Genomic DNA, 18,781 nt, shown 5'->3' with positions numbered 1-18,781 from the left:
AACAACGCGGTGCAGTGCGAGCCCGCCAGGGCCAGGCTCCCCGGTCGCTGCGACCTGCGATGAATGCGCGGTGAATGAACATTCGGCAAAGTGTAGCAAACCGCGCGTGCACCGTGCGTTGGATGGCCTCAAAACGGAACCCGGCTGTTAAGCGAAAACCCTGTTGCGCAAGCCAGAACAATTTGCAACACTCAATAAAATAGTACGAACGTTCTTTTTTTAGGAGTCGCTATGCCACGGTTTTCCCGTACCGCCCTCACCTGTCTTCTCAGCGCCCTGCTGGCTGCAGGCACTTATGCGGCTCCCGTCACTCTGGCGGATGTGAAATACGCGGACAGCATGAAGCTGCAGGATTCCGCGCTGCAACTCAATGGTGCAGGCATTCGCTACAAAGCCATTTTCAAGGTCTATACCGCAGGCTTGTACCTGGAAAAGAAGGCCTCGACACCGGCGGAAGTGTTTGCCTTGGCAGGGCCCAAGCGCCTGTCCATCACCATGCTGCGCGAAATCGATTCGACGGAACTAGGCAAGCTGTTCTCCCGCGGCATGGAAGACAACATGGACCGCGCCTCATTCTCCAAGCTCATCCCTGGCGTGCTGCGCATGAGCCAGATTTTCTCTGACCACAAAAAGCTTGAGGCAGGCGACAGCTTCATGATCGATTGGGTGCCAGGCAAGGGCACCATCATCACGGTCAAGGGCGTGGTCCAGGGCGAACCGTTCAAGGAGCCCGCCTTCTTCAATGCCTTGCTCGGTATCTGGCTGGGCAACAAGCCGGCCGACTGGAAGCTCAAGGACGCCCTGCTCGGCAAGGACTGAGCCTTCTGTTTCGCCGTACCGAGCGAGCAAGCTTGAGGCCTGTCGCTTCAAGCGCCATGGGCGAGCGCTGCAAGCGAATCCACCCAGGCGTCGGCGTCCACCTCGCGCGCTGGACGGCCATGGTTGTAGCCGTAGGTCACCAGCAGTACCGGACAGCCTGCAGCGCGTGCCGCTTGGGCGTCGTTGGCCGAGTCGCCAATCATCAAGGTGCGCGCCGGCTGCACGCCCAGGGCGTCGCAGGTGCGCAGCAGCGGCAGGGGATCGGGCTTCTTCGCCTCGAAGGCATCGCCACCCGATACCTGAACAAACAAGGCACGCAGGCCCGTGCCGACGAGCAGCGCCTCGGCGAACGCCGTGGGCTTGTTGGTGACGCAGGCCAGGCGCAGGCCGGCACCGGCGAGCGACTCCAGGCCCTCGCGCACCCCTGGATAGACCTGTGCGTACTGGCCGTTGATGGCGTGGTAGTGCTGCTGGTAAGCGGGCCAGGCGCGGGTGTAGAGCGCTTCTATTTCAGTAGCATCAATCGCTTGGCCATTCTGCCGGAGCACGTGATTTAGCACGGATTTGAGCAAATGCTCGGAGCCCTTGCCGACCATTTTTCCGATCAACCCGGCGCCAATCGCTGGCAAATCGAGCTCTGCGAGCATGCGGCCCAGTGCCTCGGTGAAATCGCCCAGCGTGTCCACCATCGTGCCATCCAGATCGACCATCGCGGCGTCCACATCGAACCTGTACCCCGACACCCCCAATATGGCCATGCTGCCCCTCCAAGCAAGAAAGTGTGCGAGTTTAGGGGACGTGCGCTGTCATCAACGTCTGACAGACAGCCCCCCATGGGCAGGCCATGCTGCTGGCCATGCCCTGCCTTCCGGCAGAGCACTGCACCACAAAGGAATTGCCATGCACCCCATTCGATACACCTTGTCGCTTGCGCCCCTGACGCTACTGCTGCTGGTCGGCACAGCACAGGCCGCCGCACCCAGCGACGCGGCACACCAACGCTACGAGCAAGACCGCCAAGCCTGCCTGAGCGGCAACACCTGGGAGGCACGCGATACCTGCCTCCGGGAAGCCGGCGCTGCCTTGCAGGCTTCGCGCCGCGGCAATCTGACCAGCGACGATGCCACGCGCCTGGCCGACAACGCCTTGCAACGCTGCGACGTGTTCAAGAACCACGAGGACCAAGCCGCTTGCGTAGCCCGTGTGCAGGATGCAAGCAAGGTCAGCGGCTCGGTGAAGGAGGGCGGTTTGCTGCGCGAGAGCGTGACCACCACCACGACGGTCGTCGAACCCAAGTAACCCTAGGGCAAGCAGATCGGGCCTCGCAAAAACGGGCTCCACTTTCAAACCGCAAGGTAGGCGTGCACAGCGACCTACCTTTTTGTATGTCTCTGTCCGACCTAAGGCGATGCTGAATAAGTCAGCGCGATGACGCGCGCCGTGCATTGGGATGGGATGCAAGGCGCAAACCGCAGCCATAGCCGCAGCTATGGCGAGGATTTGCAACGCAGCAGACCGCCCGAAGCACGGATGCGCGGCGCGTGAGGGACTTGTTCAGCATGGCCCTACCGCCGGCATTGCCCTGCGCGCAAGACCACAGGCCGATGCCGATACCACCTGCCCCGGTACATGCCCTACACCGTAGGCACCGAGGCAACCTGTTTCGGTGCCGCATTACGCGAGACGACCACCAAGTAGCGGCCGCCTTCGTCACCAGTCGGCAACACAGCCCACTCCCCTCCCCCCAGCATCTGCACGCCCTTCTGGCGGGCATCAGAAACCACGTCGTGCGCATCGTCGAAGCACACCGTGAACTGGTGCGTGGCGCCGCCTCGGACCAATTGGAGGTGAATCTGCGGCCAATGGCCAGGAAGGCAGGGCCGCAGGCGCACGCGCTCTGCCTGCACTTCAAGGCCCAGAATGGATTCGACCGCCGCACGGTGCATCCAGGCCGCTGACCCGGTGTACCAGCTCCACCCTCCTCGGCCCACATACGGCGCCTCGGTGTAGACATCGCCCGCCATGGCATAGGGTTCGAGCGCGTAGGCCGCCTTTTGCTCTGGATCGGCGTTGCGGTGCGCCGGGCTCAGCTGGGTAAAGGTGCGGTAGGCGCCATCCCCGTCGCCCAGCCGCGCCTGGGCCATCAGCTTCCAGACGCCGGCGTGCGAATACTGGCCGCCGTTCTCCCGCACACCGGGCGGATAGGCCTGGATATAGCCGGCGCTTGGCTCCATGTGCTGCAGCGGCGGCGTGAGCAGGCGGTTGAGGCCGGCGCGCTCGTCCACCAACAGCTCAGCGACCGCAGCCATGGCCAGGTGTTGGCGCTCGGGCGTTGCCGCCCCGGACAGCACGCTCCAGACCTGTGCAATCAGGTCGATGCGGCACTCGGCCGCGTCGCGCGTGCCCAGCGGCGTGCCGTCGTCGAAGAAGGCGCGTTTGAACCACGCGCCGTCCCAGGCCGGTCCGGCCAACGCCACGCGCCAGCCTTGCGCGGCCTGGCGCCAGCGGTCAACGCGTTCATGGTCGGCGCGTGCCTCGGCCAGGGGCAGGAACGCATCGGTCACGGCGCACAGGAACCAGGCCAGCCAGACCGATTCGCCGCGCCCCTTGTCGCCGACAAGGTTCATGCCGTCGTTCCAGTCGCCGGAGCCGATCAGGGGAAGGCCATGCACGCCGACCTTGAGGCTGCTGTCCAAGGCCCGGGCGCAGTGCTCATAGAGGCTGGCCGACGCGCTGCTCACGGTCGGCACGAAGTAGGCGTCGTGCCCACCTTCGGGTATGGCCGGCCCGTCCAGAAATGCCACCGCTTCGTCAAGCACGGCCACATCGCCCGTCACTTGAACGTAGCGCGCCACGGCTTCGGGCAGCCACAGCAGATCATCGGAGCAGTGGGTGCGCACCCCGGCGCCCGTGGGCGGGTGCCACCAGTGCTGCACGTCGCCTTCCTCGAACTGGCGCGACGCCGACAGCAGGAGCTGCTGGCGCAGCAAGTCCGGCGCCACGATGGCCAGGGCCATGGCGTCCTGAAGTTGGTCGCGAAAACCGAAAGCGCCGCCCGCCTGGTAAAACCCCGCACGCCCCCACATGCGGCAACCCACTGCCTGGTACAGCAACCAGTGGTTGACCAGCGCATCGAACAAGGGGTCGGGCGTTTGCACCTGCACGGGCGCCAGCAGTTGCGCCCACTGCGCATGCGCCGCCGTTTCCCGGCGCGAGGCGTCTTGCGCCGCGCTTTCATCCAGACACACCCGAGCGAGCGCAAGCGCCTCCTCGTGGCTTGCACCATGGCCCAGCAGAAAGACGCAATCCCGGCCAGATCCGGCCGGCACCTCCAGCGGGCACGACAGCGCAGCACAAGGGTCCAGCCCCAGACCTGCCTGCTCGGCCAGGTGATCGGGCACGACACGGTGGCCGCGCGCGTCAAAAAACTCGCGCCGGTCGCAGGTCCAGTCGATAGGCGCAGGCTGCGCCTGCGGCGTGCAAACGGCAAAGAACGCCGTGCTACCACCGTAGCCCGATTGGGCGTCGCGCTGGATGGCAAGCAGCACCGGCACCGGTGCGCTGGGCGCAGCAGCCATCTCGCCGCCATCGCACGCGGTGGCAACGCTCTGGCGGTCCAGGCGCTGGCTGCCCATCACCCACTCGATCAGACCGACAGCACGCAGGCGCAGCGTCTCACTCCCGAGGTTGGTGATGGCCAGGTGCACTTGTTTGAACGGGCGCTGCGGGTCCACGCACCAGCTCGTGCGCACCGCCAGATCGCCATGGCGCTGCTCAATCACGGTGAGCCCCTGGCCGTGCTCGATCTTGCGCACGCCTTCGAACCCTTTGCCCACGCCAAACAGCGCCTTGGTGCGCACGTTCTGCAGCCAGAAGGTCTCGCCGCCCGGGTCGGAGACGGGATCGTTGGACCAGACCGTGAGCTTGTGCTGCTGGCTGTTGCCGGCCCAGCTGTAGCCGGCGCCGGCTTCCGACACCTGCGTGCCGAAATCCGGGTTGGCCAGCACATTGATCCACGGGCGCGAGAGCTGCTGTTGCGCTGTGATGTCAAAGCGGAACGCTCCGCTCTGCGCGTCGAATTCGCCTGTCGGCGCACCGCCTGGGTTGCCGGCGAGTGGCGGATTCGGCGACGCAGGGTTCTGGTCGATGCGTGCATCCAGCGCAGCGTCGTGCCATTGCGCCAGGTCGTGCACTTGCTGCGGCAGCGGCCGCCCGTCGGCCGACAAGCGCACCCGCGCCAGCATGCGCAGCGTCGTGAGTTCTTGGTCGGAGAGTTCGGGCAGGCGCAACAGGTGCATGCCGCAGGCCCGCGCCGGGTCCACGTCCGTGCTCTGCGCCTTGTGGACTTCCTGCAGTTCCTGAAGGGCGAGCTGCAGCGGCATCTGGTAGGACGGTGGTTCAGCGTTGACCACCACCAGGTCACATGGCAGCCCCCCCCAGGACCACAGCCGCAGCGCCTGCACCATCGAGCGCACCAGCCGCACCCCGTGCCCCGCGCTGATTTCCACCAACAGCATGGGGCGATCGCCCGAGATGCCGAAGCGCCACAGCGTGCGCCGGTCGCCCAGATACTTTCCACCGGTGGGCAGGGCCCGCGGGCCGGGACGGGCGTGCAGCATGGCGATCAGGGTGGAAAGCGTCTGAATGGCCGCGCGGTCTTCGCGCACGATGCCCATATCGCGCATGCGCACCGCGGCCAAAGTGGCAGACATCAGCACAGCGCGCTCCACCACGGCTGGCTGGCGGTACCGGTCGACGAGCGTCTCAAGCGCATCGCGGTGGTTGGCTGCGGCCGTAGCCAGCGTGAACTGTCTGTGCGACTGCGCTGGCACCACGAGGCGCAGCGACAGAACCGCCACGGGATCCAGGCCCGTTGGCAAGGTGGTCTTCCCGGCAGGAGGCGCATCGCACTGTGCCAGTGGAGCGGCAGCGTCGCGGTTGCGACCGAGCCACGCTGCGCGGTCGGTCTGCACCCGAAGCGCCAGCGGCTCGCCCTCGCTGTGGGCGAGAAAATGCACCGCATACAAGGGCTGCTCGTCGCTGGTATGGGGGTGCCGGTCAAAGTACAGCGCCTGATCGGCGTTCACCCACTCGGCTTTCACGAACAGGTTGGCGAACGCCGGATGCGCCTCGTCGGCGCGGGCTTCCATCAGCGACACCTCGAACGCCGAGAACAGCTCCAGCTCGATGGGCGCCGAGGTCAAATTCCACAGCTCGATGCGCCGCAGCTCCACATCGTCTTCCGGGCTGACCCGGACGGTGCAGCAACTGCGCAGATCCGCCCACTCGGCATGCAGACTGGCATGGTCGCCATGCAGGGTGGCACGGTAGGCCGCACGCGGATCCGCCGCCGGATGCTGCGTGATCGACACCAGGGGCGATTCACCCTGCTGAGTGCCCCCCACGCGGCGCAGGTAGACAAAGTGGCCATAGGCATCGCGCAAGGCATCTTCTCGCCAGCGTGAGATATCGGCGCTGCCATAGCGGCTCCACCCGGCGCCATTGGCGCGCAGGGACACGCTGTACTTGCCGTTGGACAGCAACAAGGTGGGTTCGATGGCCGTGGCTCCAGGCACCACGGCCCGCGATGGCGAGACCCGCGCCGTGGCGCGCAGCGCACGGCGCGGCTGCATCAGCGGCTCGACGAGGCGCGGAATCTCGCGCGGGATGGCTTCCTGCAACAGGCCCGAGACGGCGCGCAGACGCGGGTCTGCCATGGTCCAGCGGCGCGGGGCCGAATCGAGCAACACATTGGCCAAACCCACCAGCGTCATGCCCTGGTGGTGCGCCATGAAAGTGGACACGGGCTGGAAACGGCTGGTAGCGCTCTGGCGCTCCGGGCTGTAGTCGAGCGCCTCAATAAAGCCCACGTCAGCGCGGGCGTGCAAGGCTTCGAGCCGGTGAAAATTGGCCACGGCGGCGGGCGCGTCAAACATCACCGCCAAACCGGTTGCATACGGGGCCACCACGAGATCGTCGGCAGGCGTGCGACGCAGCGCCAGTCGCGGCACCCCCTGAGGGGCGTATTGGTAGGCCAACGTGTGGTCGCCTGCGGCATACGCGCATTCCGAAATGCCCCACGGCACGTCACATCGCTGCGCATAACGCTGTTGTTCGTAAATCGCCGACCATGCCGCGGTATTGAGCGCACTGCCCACCGGCTCATCGAGCAACAGGGCCGGCATCAGGTACTCGAACATGGAGCCCGACCAGGAGCGCAAGGCCGCATGCTTGCCCACGCCATAGTACGGCCGCCCCAGCGCCCCCCAGTGCTCCGCCGGCACATCGCCCTTGGCGATGGCCCACAGACTGGCGAGCCGTGCTTCCGACGCCAGCAGGTCGTAAAAGCTGTTGTCGAGCGCTGCGTCCGCCACCCGGTAGCCAATGTGGAACAAACGCTTGCCCGGGTGGTACAGAAACCCAAACTGCGCCTGCACCGCCATTTGGCGGCAACGCGCAGACACGGCTTGCAGCCGGTCGGCGAGCGGCGCGGGGACGTCTTCCTCCGAATGCGCCCACAGTGCCTCGCAAGCACCGGAAAGCGCCAGCAGATGGCCACACAGGTTGCCGCTGTCGACTGTCGACACGTAGCTCGGTGTGAGCACGTCCAGCGTGCGGGTGTCGTACCAATTGAAGAGATGCCCCTGGTAGCGCGGGAGCGTGTCGAGCGTGCCCAGCGTGGCCTCACAGCGTGCCAGCATCTGCGCGGTATCAATCCAGCCAAAAGAGCGCGCGCAGGCCACCGCCACCAGATACAGACCAATGTTGGTGGGTGAGGTTCTCTCGGCCACCATGGTGCTGGGCACGGTCTGCACATTGTCGGGCGGCAGGTGGTGCGTTGGCTCTCCGACATGGCGAACAAAGAACCCCCAGGTGTCGCGGGCGATCCCCGTCAGATAGGCATTTTCCCGCGGGGTAGCCTGCGGCCTGAACTGGACGCCCCAGGCACGGCTGGCCAGCCAGATCCAGACAGGCGTCGCCGCCCAAGTGGCACAAAGCAGCGCACTGAACACAGGCCACGCGGTGTTCTGCCGCCACAGCAGCAGCCAGAGCAGCGCCGACGCCAAGGTGACGGGGGCGTGCGCGACGACGAGACCTGTCAAGCGGGTCTGGGCAGCTGCCTGCGCGCTCGCCGCCGTGGTCCATTGCAGCAGGCCTCGGTGGCTGACAAAACTGCGCCACAGCGCGCTGGCTGCCGCGTGGAGCAACAGCATGGCCTGCTGCAGCAACGTGACAAGATTCCACAGCGTGCTGCCAAAGGCGCGCAACACCTCTTTTGCGGCTTGCCGGTAGAAATATTCAATGGCCACATTGTCGCGAGCAGGGGCCAAGCCAGCCAGCGCACCGATCAGCGGACCAGCGCCGAAAGCCAGCAGCACCCACGCCAGCGTGGCCCAGGGAGAGAGGGGCGCACCCGCCAGCGCCAGCACCAGCAAGGCCACCGACGCCGGCGCCACCAGCGAGCGGCGCAGGTTGTCGATGAGTTTCCAGCGGGCAATTCCGAGCAGGGCATAGCGGCGCCACTGAAGCATGAGCGGCAGCAACTGCCAGTCCCCGCGCGTCCAACGGTGAATACGGGCGGCCGCCACGTCGGCGTGCAGCGGCGCGTCTTCCATCAGCGTGATGTCGCTCACCGTGGCGCAGCGCGCGATTGAGCCTTCAAGCAGGTCGTGGCTGAGAATCTGGCCCTCTGGCAGCCTCTGGCCCAACACCGCATGCATGGCACGCACGTTCAGCAGGCCTTTGCCAACAAAGCTTCCTTCGGAAAACAGGTCCTGGTAGATCTCGGACGTGGCGGCGCTGTAGGGGTCGATACCGCAGCGGCCCGAAAACAGCCAATGGAACGGCGTCGCCGTGGCAGGTTCAGGCAAGGGGGTGGTCAGGCGGGGCTGCAAAATGCCAAATCCCGAAACGACCCGCCGCAGTTGGCCATCCACCTGTGGGTGGTTGAGCGGGTGCGCAGCCACGCCCACCAAGGCCCGCAGGGTTCCAGGTGGCAGGCCGGTGTCGCTATCGAGCGTCACGATATACGGCGTGGCAGCCACTGGTTGCGACAACGGCCCCAGGTCCACGAAAGGCGATTCGCCACCTTCTGCAAGCAGCTGAACCAGGCGTTCAAGCTTGCCACGTTTGCGCTCCCAGCCAATCCAGCGGCGTTCGGTCGGCGCCCAGCTGCGCTCACGGTGCAGCAACAGAAAACGGCGCGGCGCGCCCTTCAGGTCCATTTGGCGGTACCGCGCCTCCAGCGCCTCAAGCTCCGATTGCGCCTGCGCCAACAGCGCGGCGTCCCCTGGCTGCATGGCGGCATCGGCATCGGCGTAGTCGCTCAATAGGGTAAACTGGGCGCAGGCCTCGCTGTTGGCAAGGTAATGCTGTTCCAGTTGCAGCGCCAGCTCGTGCACGGTCTTCAACGATGTCAGCATCGCCGGCACCACCACGAGCACGCGGTGCTCGGGCGGAATACCCGACAACAATGCGTACCGCGCAAGACGCCTGGGCGGCAGGGACTCGCTGAGCAGGCGATGCACCACGGCAAGGACGGCCTCCCCCGCAGGAAAAATGGCCAGCAGGCCCAGGCCCCACAGTACAGTGCCAGGAGTGGAGCGCCACGAAAAATCCTGCCCCAACAACAACCACGCCGCCGCGGCCACACTTCCCACCAAGAGCACGGCCACATAGGCGGGCAGGATGCTGCGCCGCAACAATTGCCGAGCGACCCAGAGACGCTGCGTGCGCATGCCCAAGACCGTGTACAGCGCCTTGCGGCCCGGTCCGCGCAACCAGTACCCAGGCGCTGCCAACGCGTCGCCAGGGTCTTCGTCCCTCTCGCCTGGCGCCTGGCTGGCACTTGCCGCCCCCCTTGCGCCAGCACCCGCCACGCCTTCTGGGGGCATCAGCGCCAGCAACTGGCCGGCAATGAAGGATTCGCTGTGCGGGCTGCGCCGGGCGAGACGCTGGATGGCAAACAAGCTGACGTCTTGCGTGTCTTCGCGCTCCGCCAGGAACGTGGACGATGCCTGCAGGGTACGCACCAGCACGCTGGTGTGGTTCACCACTTCTCGCCAGTCGGCATCCTCCAGGGTATGCAGCGCCAGAATGGCGTTGCGCATGCTCAGATTGTCGGCGGCCTTTTCCACATGCTGTTCGACCTGGGCAGAGGAAGGATCGGGCAACAGCCTGGACAGGCTTGCGCGCACCGGATCGAGTGCAGCGCCTGGCAGGGTCAACCGTGGCGTGGCGAAATCAAGGCTGTCGGTGTTCAGCCTTTCATGTACCTGCAGTGCAAAGGGTCGGCCCACACCACGTCGCGCCATGGCATCGAACCGCTGCTCCAGCGCTTCAGGACGGGGCGCGCCGGATTCCAGCAGCGCATCGCACCACCGATCCGCGGCCTGCCGCGCCGCCATGGCCGTCGCCACCCGTTCCGCCAGGCGGCGCAGATTTTCCACCAGCAGCACGCGCAGCGTAGGCGCAAGCGCCCAGATTTCACCAAACGTCAGTTCGCTCACCGTCTGGTAGGCGTTCAGAAAGCTGACCAGCAGATCGCTGTCGATGGCGCTGTCTGTGTGCGCCACAAATGCCCACGCTACGCCATAGATGCGGGGCATGCCGGCCAGGTGCTCACCCCTGAGAACGGGCAGGCTCGCGTAGTAGCGTCTGGGCAAGTGCAAGCCGATCTCATCGGTCTGCGCCATGAGCATCTGAAAATTGTCGAGCAGCCATTCGCCTGCAGGGCTCACATGGTGGCCCGTGCGCTCCTGCTCGGCGATGTAGGCGTGCGACTGGCGCAATACCCGAAGGTTCTGCTGAAGTCGCGGATAAAAGGGGCGCGCCGGTGACAGCGCACTGCCGCTGTCGAAATGCGCTTGCGCCAAACTTATCCCATGCTGCTCCAGGCGGGCAACACCGAAAATTTCCGAACGAATGGGCGGCTCCAACTCGCCCATTTGTGGGTTCAGAAAACCTTGGAAGCCGCCGCTGCTGTTCGCGCGCCTGGCTGTGAAGTTGCGCAGCGCCACGGGAAAGGTCAAAGTTGCTGTTTACCAGTACACGCTAAGAGCGAGCAGGCCGCTTGCCACGGCGACCATGCTGACGGAGCGGCCACTGAGAAAAGCATCCAGTGCTTCCGCCGTGCAACACACTCTGTGCCAGGCGCCATTGGCCCGATCACACGCACAGACATAGCGTCGGAGGCTGTCATGCTCCACCACAACGGAGCTTCCAGGCGTACGGGGCAGAGAAAAGGAAGGATGGGAGCGGTTTGTCATGGAACTTCGCCTTTTGCGGCTCGGCGTAAACACACCCCACATGCCAAGCCCTTTGATGCAAAGTCCATGCTAGGTCTGCCCAAACAGCACGTCTGTCAGAGAAGATGCCGACAATACCTGCCCCGGCCAGGCCCTGGCAGCCCCTGCACAGGGCTGACCACCCCACAGCTGACTGGTCAGCCCTGTGCCAGTCGTGCGCGCATCGCGTCGATCACGCCCTTGTAGTCGCTTTGGCCGAAAATGGCGCTGCCTGCGACGAAGGTATCGGCGCCGGCGTTGGCCACGCGGCGAATGTTGTTTTCCTTGATGCCGCCGTCCACTTCCAGCCGGATGTCCTTGCCGCATGCATCGATGCGGCGGCGCACGTCTTCGATCTTGCGCAGCGCCGAATCGATGAAGCTCTGGCCGCCAAAGCCGGGGTTGACGCTCATGATGAGAATCACGTCGATGTCGTCGATCACCCAGTCAAGCACATCGAGCGGCTCCGCCGGGTTGAAAACCAGGCCCGGCTTGGCCCCGCTGGCGCGAATCGCCTGGATGCTGCGGTGCACATGGTGCACCGCGTCGGGATGAAAGCTGATGATGTCGGCTCCCGCCTCGGCAAAGGCTGCCGCCAGCGCATCGACCGGCTGGACCATCAGGTGCACATCAACCGGCACGGGCATGCCGCCTGCCGTCTTGGCGTGGGGCTTGAGCGCCTGGCAGACCATCGGGCCAAACGTGAGATTTGGGACGTAGTGGTTGTCCATCACGTCGAAATGAATCCAGTCGGCGCCGGCAGCGATGACGCTCTTGACTTCTTCGCCCAAGCGGGCAAAGTCGGCTGAAAGAATCGAAGGGGCAATGCGGAAGGTGCGGCTCATGCGAGCGATTGTCGCAGTTACCATGCGCCCCATGCAGCAGCTTCCTTTTGACATCGACGTGCAAACGGCCTTCCTGGCCGAGCAGTCCGCGCCCGAGCGCCATGTGTTTGCCTTCAGCTACACCATCACCATCACCAACACGGGCACCGCCCCGGCGCAGCTCATCGCGCGACACTGGGTCATCCAGGACGCCGAGGGCACGCAGGACGACGTGCGCGGGCTGGGCGTGGTTGGCCAGCAGCCGCTGCTGCGGCCGGGGGAGCATTTTCAGTACACCAGCGGATGCCATTTGCGCAGCGAGACTGGCAGCATGGAGGGCAGCTACCGCTTCGTGACCGAGGAAGGCGACCCGTTCGATATCCCCATCCCGCGCTTCGTGCTGGATGCAGCCCAGGGCGGCGCATTGCGCGTGCTGCACTGACGCATGGAGTTCCTGCCCCACTGGCCGCTCTCGGCCAATACGCTTTTTTTCTTTGGTTTTCTGCTGTTTTGTGGCGCATTGGGCGGCTATGTCGCGCACCGCTGGCGCTGGTTGCCGAGCATCACCGGCTTCATGGTGGTGGGTTTTGTCGCCGGCCCGAATGTGCTGGGCGTGATCAGCGAGGCAGGTCTGGAGCAATCGCGCATCGTGGTAGACGTCGCACTGGCGCTGATCCTTTACCGCCTGGGATTGTCGATCGATACAAAGCGCTTCGCCCAGGATCGCCAGGTGGTGCTGGTATCGCTGGCCGAGAGCGCACTGACTTTTGCGGCCGTGTTCTTCGGGTTGGCGCAGGTCGGCGTCACGGGGCTGGCGGCGGCCGTGATCGCAACCATCGCGATTTCCTCATCGCCCGCGGTGCTCATTCACGTCGCCCATGAGATGCGGGCCTCAGGCCCGGTGACCGAGCGTGCCATGCTGTTGGTGGCACTGAACAACGTGATTGCTTTTATCGCCTTTGCGGCAGTCTTGCCGGCGCTCTACGGCGAAGCCAATGCACCCTTTGCCGTGATGGTCGGCGCCCCGCTGTACCAGGTGCTGGGCTCGGGCGCGCTGGGGCTTGCCATGGGGAGCCTGCTGCATCTCGCAGCGCGCAAGACCAAGGTGGCCGAGCAGTACCAGCTGGCGCTGGTCATCGGCGCCGTGATGATGACCGTGGGCGCCGCGCTGGTGCTCAAGCTCTCTGCGCTGTTCGCGCCGCTGGTGCTGGGCATGGTGGTGCGCAGCATGGAGCGCGCCAAGCTGATCGCCAACATCGAGTTCGGGTCATCGTTCGAACTGTTCTTCATCGTGCTGTTCGTCTACGCCGGCGCCAACCTGCATGTCGCCGCCATCGTCGACCATTGGCCGGCCGTGCTGGTATTTGTCGGCGCACGCGCCGCCGCCAAATGGCTGGGCGTGGGCGGCTCGGCGCTGCTGCTGGGCGCAAGCGCGCGCCAGGCAGGCAGCACCGGTCTCTTGCTGCTACCCATGGCCGGGCTCGCGATTGGCCTGGTGAACACCACGCTCACCCTGTTCCCGGAAAAGGGCGCGCTGGTAGGCTCGGTGGTGCTTGCCGCCGTGGCATTGCTGGAAACCCTGGGGCCACCCATTGCGGCGCGTGCACTGCGCTGGTCGGGCGACAAGGTCGAGGAGAATGGGGCTTTGCCCAACCAGGGCGGGCACGCCAGCACTGCGCCGGCCCAAGCGTCCCGCCACACTGGCGACCAGGCCGGCACCGCCGACGCCGCTGCAGAACTGCCGATCGGGCGCAGCACGTAAGAACGTGTTTGCGATCTAAGGGCGCGGCACGCGCCGACACAGCGGCCCGCCAAGCGCCTTGTATATTCGACTGGCGCCCAGGCCGGCTCCTGGGAAACAAGTCTGCAGGCCATGCCGGCAGATTGAAGGAACCTATTGATGAATGAAATCCTGAGCTTCTGGGCCCAGTGGCTGCGCCCCTCGGCGGGAATTCCGACCGTGCAGTGGTCTCTGCTGCTGGCCGTGGCGGCCATCACGGGTCACTTGCTGCAGCGCCACATCGGCTTGCCCAAGGTGGTCGGCTACACCGTCGTTGGCACCGTGGCTGGTCTTGCCGGGTTCAGTGGTGCTCCCTGGCCGCTGCAGGGCAGCAGCCTGTTCCTGCTGGAACTGGGCCTGGCCGTGGTGCTGTTCGAGGCCGGCGGGCGCATTCCGCTGCGCTGGTTTCGCCACAACCCCATGGTGCTGGTGCAGAGCTTTGCCGAATCGGCACTGACTTATTTCGCCGTGCATTGGCTGCTCGTGTGGCTGGGGCTGGAAGAGCGCGTGGCCAGCCCCCTGGCGCTCGTCGCCCTGGCCGCATCGCCCTCGGTGCTGACGCGCGTGGTGGCCGACACCCGCGCCGCCGGCCCGGTGACCGAACGCGCCATCGTGCTGGCCACCCTCTCCACCTTGTACGCGCTCACGCTGGGCAGCGCCGGCGCGGAGCTGATCAATCGGCCGGCCGTTGTGCTCACCGACACGATCTATCCGGTGATGGTCGTGCTGGGCGTCTCGATTGTGGTGGCGGCGGTGCTGGCGCTGACCTTGCGCACGGCCTTGCGCTTCATGAGCCCGACGAGCGAAAACACCTCGCTGCTGCTGCTGACGCTGGTGGCGGCAGCCACCGCCGTGGCAGCGCACCTGGGCGGCTCGGCGCCATTGGCCGCGCTGCTCGGCGCCATGCTGCTCAAACAGCTCAACCCACGCCCCTGGGCCTGGCCGCGCCACCTGGGCAACGCCTCGGCGCTGCTGACCATGCTGATGTTCGTACTGGTCTCCACCGTCGCGGCGCAGGCCGACTGGAGCGGGCGCGTCGCCGGACTGGTGCTGGCGCTGATTGCCGCCCGGCTCGTGGCCAAGGTGGTGGGCGTGGCCCTGGGCAACGTGGGCAGTGGGGCGAGCTGGCGACAAGCCCTCTGGGTGGCGAGCGCGATGACGCCGATGTCCTCCATCGCCCTGCTCATCGCCTCGCAGTTCGTGCTGAAGTCGCCCGAAACCGGGCCGATGATCGCTCAGATCGCCCTGCCGGCGATCTTGCTGATGGAAGTGGTGGGCGCCGTGATCTGCACGCTCGCGATTTACCAGGCCGGCGAGAGTTCCAAACCCTGGGCGCTGACCACGCGTGTGAGCACCGGAGACCCGCATGAGTCTTGAAGCCTTCACCCACTCCGAACCGCTCACCCTGGGCGTCGAGCTGGAACTGCAGCTCGTCAACACGCACGATTACGACCTGGCGCCCTACGCCGACGACATGCTGCGCCTGATGCAGCGCCACCCGCTACCGGGCACGGTGGTGCCCGAGATGACGAACAGCATGATCGAGATCTCGACCGGCATCTGCCATTCGAGCAGCGAGGTGCTGGGGCAGCTCTCGCAGATCCGCGATGCATTGGTCAAATGCGCCGACAAACTCAACATCGCCGTGGTCGGCGGCGGCACGCACCCTTTTCAGCTCTGGCACGAGCGGCGCATTTACGACAAGCCGCGCTTTCAGGAACTCTCGCAGCTCTACGGCTACCTGTCCAAGCAGTTCACCATTTTTGGCCAGCATGTGCACATTGGCTGCCCAGACGCCGATTCGGCCCTGCTGATGCTGCACCGCATGTCGCGTTTCATTCCGCACTTCATTGCGCTCTCGGCGTCCAGCCCCTATGTGCAGGGGCAGGACACGGCGTTCGACTCGGCGCGGCTCAACTCGGTGTTTGCCTTCCCGCTGTCAGGCCGCGCGCCCATGGCGCTCACCTGGGCCGACTTCGAGGCCTATTTCAACAAGATGACGCGCACCGGCGTCGTCAAGAGCATGAAGGATTTCTACTGGGACATCCGTCCCAAGCCCGAATTCGGCACGATTGAAATCCGCGTCTTCGACACGCCGCTGACGATTGAGCGCGCCGCCGCGCTGGCCGGCTTCGTGCAGTCGCTTGGCGCCTGGTTCCTGGCCGACCAGCCCTTCATGCCCACGGAGGACGACTACCTGGTCTATACCTACAACCGCTTCCAGGCCTGCCGCTTCGGCATGGACGCGGTCTATGTGGACCCCGCCACCGGCGACCACATGCCGCTGCGCGAGCACATCATGCGCACCATCGACCAGATTGCCGGGCACGCTGCCGCGCATGGCGCCTCGGGTGCCCTGCACCTGCTGCGCAGCGAGGCGGCGGCCGGCCAGAACGACGCCCGCTGGCTGCGCGAGCGCCAGCGCGAAGAGCAGTTGCTGGCCGAAGTGAGCCGCCAGGCGGCGCAGCGGTTCAGGGGGGCTCCCCCCTGAGTCGCCTTCTCCCCAGGATGGCGCCCCCAGCACCCGGAGTGCACACGGCATTTGCATGCCGGGGCGGCCCTTGCCCCCACAATGAACGCCCATGGGTGAATTCGAGCTGATTGCAAGGTATTTCAAACGCCCGGTGCGCCGCGCGTCCCTGGGCGTGGGCGACGACTGCGCCCTGCTGGCGCCGCGCCTGGGCATGCAACTGGCGGTCTCGTCGGACATGCTGGTCGAGGGGCGGCATTTCTTTGCCGATGTAGACCCGCAAGCGCTGGGCCACAAGGCGCTGGCCGTCAACCTGTCTGACCTGGCGGCGTGCGGCGCCGAGCCGCTCGCCTTCACGCTGGCCCTCGCCCTGCCGCAGGCCGACGACGCCTGGCTGGCCGCATTTGCGCGCGGCCTCTTGGCCTTGGCCGACGCGCACGGCTGCGAACTGGTCGGTGGCGACACCACGCGCGGCCCGCTCAACATCTGCATCACCGTGTTCGGCGAAGTACCCACGGGCCAGGCCCTGCTGCGCAGTGGCGCACAGGTGGGCGACGACCTGTACGTGAGCGGCACGCTCGGCGACGCCCGCCTGGCGCTCGAAGCCTTGCAGGGGCGCATCGCGCTGCCCGCAGACGTTCTCGCCACTGCGCGCCAGCGGCTGGAGCGCCCCACGCCGCGCGTGGCGCTGGGCCAGCGGCTGCGTGGCGTCGCCACCAGCGCCATCGACCTGAGCGACGGCCTGCTGGGCGATGTGGGCCATGTGTTGCAGGCCTCGGGCGTGGGGGCGAGTATCCAGGTGGAGAAAGCTATGGAATTGCTAGCTGCTAGCGCTTATCAATCAAGCGCTGGAGGCCAATTTGAACAAGATTTCTGGCGGCGATGCGTGCTCGCGGGCGGCGACGACTACGAAATCGCCTTCACCGCCCCGCCGTCCGCGCGCGCGGCAGTGGCCGCGGCGGCGCTGCAGGCCGACACGGCCGTGCGGCGCATCGGCCAGATCGAGGCGGCAGCGGGCCTGCGCGTGGTGGATGCAGCGGGCCACGAGCTGCGCTTGGCCTTCCCATCCTTCGACCACTTCGCCTGAAGCCAGCACAGACTGCCACCATGCCATCGCCATGAGCCGCGCCGCCCGCCTGCTGCAACTGCTCGAAGCCCTGCGCGGGCACCGGCGCCCGGTGAGCGCGACCACCCTGGCCGCCGAGTTGCACGTGAGCCCACGCACCCTGTACCGCGACGTGGCGACGCTGCGCGAACAGGGCGCCCAGATCGACGGCGCGGCCGGAATGGGCTATGTGCTGCAGCCCGGCTTCACGCTGCCGCCGCTGATGTTTGGCGAGGACGAGATCGAGGCCCTGGTGCTGGGTGTGCGCTGGGTGGCGCTGCAAGCCGACCCCACGCTGGCCCAGGCCGCGCGCCAGGCGCTGGAGCGCATCCGCGCCACCTTGCCGGGGCCTTTGCGCCTGGCCGTGGACACCAGCGGGCTGCTGGTTCCGCCGGGGCGCCCGGTCGCGCCCGAACCCTGGCTGCCCACGCTGCGCCGGGCCATCCGGACCGAGCAGTCGGTGCACATCGCCTACCGCGATGTGCACGAAACCGTCAGCCAGCGCACCGTGTGGCCCTTTGCCATGGCCTTCTTCCAGGAGTCACGCATGCTCGCAGCGTGGTGCGAACTGCGCCAGGACTTCCGCCACTTTCGTGCCGACCGCGTGGTGGCGCTGACCGAAACCGGCCTGCGCTACCCGGCGCGCCGCCACACGCTCATGCGGCGCTGGCGCGACCAGATGGGCTACCCGCTCGCGCTGGACTGACATGGCGGGGCAAGCCGCAACCCCACACCACTGCTGACAGTTTCTGACACGGCGGCAGCCTACGCTGGCGCCTTCGTTCAACTCCCAAGGAAGCGCCATGGCCCATCCCTTCACCCTCTACACCCACCCCATGTCGCGCGGCCGCGTGGCACGCTGGATGCTCGAAGAATGCGGCGCCGCCTACGAGACGGTGCTGCTCGACTACGGCACGACAATGAAGGCGCCGGCCTACCTGGAGATCAACCCCATGGGCAAGGTGCCCGCACTGCGGCACGGCGACACCGTGGTGACCGAAGTCGCGGCCATCTGCGCCTATCTGGCCGACCAGTTTCCGCAGAAGCAACTGGCGCCGGCCCCGGCAAGCCCTGCGCGCGGCGCCTACTACCGCTGGCTGTTCTTTGCCAGCGGCCCGATGGAAGCGGCGACCACGGCCAAGTCCCTGGGCCTGCTGGCCCCGCCGGACAAGGCAATTCAGGCAGGTTACGGCCGCTACGAGGATGTGATGGACACGCTGGAAGCGGCTGTCTCACAAGGTCCTTACCTGTGCGCGGACCACTTCACCGCGGCCGATCTGTTCATGGCGGCGTTCCTGGGCTGGGGCATGCAGTTCGGCAGCATCGAAAAGCGCCCGGCGTTCGCCCGCTACGCCGAGCCCCATCTGCAGCGCCCCGCCTATCGGCGTGCGACAGAGATCGACGACGCGCTGATGGCGCAGGCGCAGAAGCCCTGAGCCCCACAACACACCTCCCGGGCAACGCCCCCGGTGCCACCGCTGCCAGCAGCGGTGGCAC

12 protein-coding genes are annotated in these 18,781 nt (G+C 66.3%); 9 read left to right on the top strand and 3 right to left on the bottom strand.

Translation table 11 applies throughout. From position 1 onward, the window contains the following. Positions 1–231 precede the first annotated feature (231 nt). Positions 232–819 carry a chalcone isomerase family protein gene (locus AC07ZH_RS00220; RefSeq protein WP_119109390.1) on the top strand — a complete coding sequence of 196 codons (588 nt, stop codon included), beginning with the start codon at positions 232–234 and terminating at the stop codon, positions 817–819. 47 nt (positions 820–866) lie between these two features. Here AC07ZH_RS00220 and gph read toward each other — a convergent pair whose 3' ends face one another. Next, positions 867–1,577: a phosphoglycolate phosphatase gene (gph, locus tag AC07ZH_RS00215; RefSeq protein WP_495198058.1), complete on the bottom strand. Its 711-nt coding sequence runs from the start codon at positions 1,575–1,577 to the stop codon at positions 867–869. A 142-nt stretch (positions 1,578–1,719) separates the two neighbouring features. Here gph and AC07ZH_RS00210 point away from each other — a divergent pair, with 142 nt between their 5' ends. Then, positions 1,720–2,118 (top strand): hypothetical protein, encoded by a 399-nt coding sequence (locus tag AC07ZH_RS00210; RefSeq protein WP_119109392.1) that lies wholly within the window; start codon positions 1,720–1,722, stop codon positions 2,116–2,118. Positions 2,119–2,453: 335 nt separating this feature from the next. Here the strand turns inward: AC07ZH_RS00210 and AC07ZH_RS00205 are convergent, their stop codons facing one another. Both AC07ZH_RS00205 and rpe read right to left on the bottom strand, forming a co-directional pair. After that, positions 2,454–10,850, bottom strand: a complete 8,397-nt coding sequence (locus tag AC07ZH_RS00205) for a glycoside hydrolase family 94 protein (protein WP_495198057.1) — start codon at positions 10,848–10,850, stop codon at positions 2,454–2,456. A 413-nt stretch (positions 10,851–11,263) separates the two neighbouring features. Further along, complete coding sequence (gene rpe, locus AC07ZH_RS00200) at positions 11,264–11,950, bottom strand: ribulose-phosphate 3-epimerase (RefSeq protein ID WP_495198056.1); 687 nt, start codon at positions 11,948–11,950, stop codon at positions 11,264–11,266. Between the two features lie 31 nt (positions 11,951–11,981). Here rpe and apaG point away from each other — a divergent pair, with 31 nt between their 5' ends. From apaG to AC07ZH_RS00165, 7 genes are all read left to right on the top strand, one after another. Next, on the top strand, positions 11,982–12,371 hold the full coding sequence (gene apaG / locus AC07ZH_RS00195) for a Co2+/Mg2+ efflux facilitator ApaG/CorD (protein ID WP_495198055.1): 390 nt from the start codon (positions 11,982–11,984) through the stop codon (positions 12,369–12,371). 3 nt (positions 12,372–12,374) lie between these two features. Beyond that, entirely contained in the window at positions 12,375–13,691 is a 1,317-nt protein-coding gene (locus tag AC07ZH_RS00190) for a cation:proton antiporter (RefSeq protein ID WP_495198054.1), read from the top strand. 138 nt (positions 13,692–13,829) lie between these two features. Further along, positions 13,830–15,086, top strand: coding sequence for a cation:proton antiporter domain-containing protein (locus tag AC07ZH_RS00185; protein ID WP_495198053.1), 1,257 nt, complete (start codon positions 13,830–13,832; stop codon positions 15,084–15,086). Next, positions 15,076–16,200, top strand: coding sequence for a YbdK family carboxylate-amine ligase (locus tag AC07ZH_RS00180; RefSeq protein ID WP_119109397.1), 1,125 nt, complete (start codon positions 15,076–15,078; stop codon positions 16,198–16,200). Before AC07ZH_RS00185 ends, AC07ZH_RS00180 begins: the two co-directional genes overlap by 11 nt. 91 nt (positions 16,201–16,291) lie before the next feature. Beyond that, a complete protein-coding gene (gene thiL / locus AC07ZH_RS00175) occupies positions 16,292–17,266 on the top strand; it encodes a thiamine-phosphate kinase (RefSeq protein WP_495198052.1) in 975 nt (324 codons plus the stop codon). Positions 17,267–17,297: 31 nt separating this feature from the next. Further along, a complete protein-coding gene (locus tag AC07ZH_RS00170; protein ID WP_495198051.1) occupies positions 17,298–17,990 on the top strand; it encodes a helix-turn-helix transcriptional regulator in 693 nt (230 codons plus the stop codon). A gap of 97 nt (positions 17,991–18,087) precedes the next feature. After that, complete coding sequence (locus AC07ZH_RS00165; protein WP_119109400.1) at positions 18,088–18,720, top strand: glutathione S-transferase family protein; 633 nt, start codon at positions 18,088–18,090, stop codon at positions 18,718–18,720. Positions 18,721–18,781: the final 61 nt, after the last annotated feature.

The sequence above is a fragment of the Simplicispira sp. GW247-4R2A genome, assembly GCF_059424465.1.
Note: the sequence above shows the minus strand (reverse complement) of the source record. Positions and strands in the feature narration are given on the sequence as shown.

What these genes read in the sequence shown, in the direction of transcription:
- AC07ZH_RS00220 (WP_119109390.1), top strand. Translation starts at nt 232, where the DNA reads ATGCCACGGTTTTCCCGTACCGCCCTCACCTGTCTTCTCAGCGCCCTG.
- apaG (WP_495198055.1), top strand. Translation starts at nt 11,982, where the DNA reads ATGCAGCAGCTTCCTTTTGACATCGACGTGCAAACGGCCTTCCTGGCC.
- AC07ZH_RS00185 (WP_495198053.1), top strand. Translation starts at nt 13,830, where the DNA reads ATGAATGAAATCCTGAGCTTCTGGGCCCAGTGGCTGCGCCCCTCGGCG.
- AC07ZH_RS00170 (WP_495198051.1), top strand. Translation starts at nt 17,298, where the DNA reads ATGAGCCGCGCCGCCCGCCTGCTGCAACTGCTCGAAGCCCTGCGCGGG.
- rpe (WP_495198056.1), bottom strand. Translation starts at nt 11,950, where the DNA reads ATGAGCCGCACCTTCCGCATTGCCCCTTCGATTCTTTCAGCCGACTTT.
- AC07ZH_RS00165 (WP_119109400.1), top strand. Translation starts at nt 18,088, where the DNA reads ATGGCCCATCCCTTCACCCTCTACACCCACCCCATGTCGCGCGGCCGC.
- gph (WP_495198058.1), bottom strand. Translation starts at nt 1,577, where the DNA reads ATGGCCATATTGGGGGTGTCGGGGTACAGGTTCGATGTGGACGCCGCG.
- AC07ZH_RS00190 (WP_495198054.1), top strand. Translation starts at nt 12,375, where the DNA reads ATGGAGTTCCTGCCCCACTGGCCGCTCTCGGCCAATACGCTTTTTTTC.
- AC07ZH_RS00180 (WP_119109397.1), top strand. Translation starts at nt 15,076, where the DNA reads ATGAGTCTTGAAGCCTTCACCCACTCCGAACCGCTCACCCTGGGCGTC.
- thiL (WP_495198052.1), top strand. Translation starts at nt 16,292, where the DNA reads ATGGGTGAATTCGAGCTGATTGCAAGGTATTTCAAACGCCCGGTGCGC.
- AC07ZH_RS00210 (WP_119109392.1), top strand. Translation starts at nt 1,720, where the DNA reads ATGCACCCCATTCGATACACCTTGTCGCTTGCGCCCCTGACGCTACTG.